The organism is Aeromicrobium sp. PFPM2_SD2 (assembly GCF_057364525.1).
This window is the reverse complement of record NZ_JBNFNZ010000771.1, coordinates 1-626: the sequence shown is the minus strand read 5'-3', so window position 1 is coordinate 626 and position 626 is coordinate 1. Positions and strand designations below refer to the sequence as shown.

General features: G+C 75.4%; 1 protein-coding gene. It reads left to right on the top strand.

What is annotated here, in order from left to right; translation table 11 throughout:
- Window positions 1-193 precede the first annotated feature (193 nt).
- Window positions 194-626, top strand: a 433-nt coding sequence (locus AC2W7G_RS18005) for a coenzyme F420-0:L-glutamate ligase (protein WP_485869636.1), incomplete at its 3' end; no start/stop codon positions are given.

Genomic DNA, 626 nt, shown 5'->3' with positions numbered 1-626 from the left:
GCCCCCCGGCGCCGACCGGCACGGGCGCCACCGTCCCGCCGGCGTCGGCCAGCACCGACGGCCCAGAACCGGCAACGGCGCGCTGGACGACGCGCTCACCAGCGAGCTGAAGATCAACGAGAAGTAGTCGCTCGACGACGCTCGACCGAGGACCCCGTGGCACCGGCCACGGGGTCCTCGGCATGCTGGGGGCGTGGACGACGCCCTGACGATCTGGCCGCTGCGCGGCATCCCCGAGGTCTCCCCCGGTGACGACCTGGCCGCGCTCGTGGCCGAGGCGGCCGGCGCGACGCTGCGCGACGGCGACGTCGTGGCCGTCTCCAGCAAGGTCGTCTCCAAGGCCGAGGGACGGGTCGTCGCGGCCGACGACCGCGAGGACGCCATCACGGCCGAGACCGTCCGTGTGGTCGCGCGGCGCGAGCACCCCGGCGGCGTGACCCGCATCGTGCAGAATCGCCAGGGGTTCGTCATGGCCGCCGCGGGCGTCGACGCCAGCAACACCCCCGAGGGCACCGTGCTGCTGCTGCCGCTCGACCGGACGCGTCCGCCCGCGCTGCGTGCGCGCTGCAGGAGCGGCTCGGCGTCCGCCTCGCGGTCGTCGTCACCGACACCTTCGGACGTCCGTG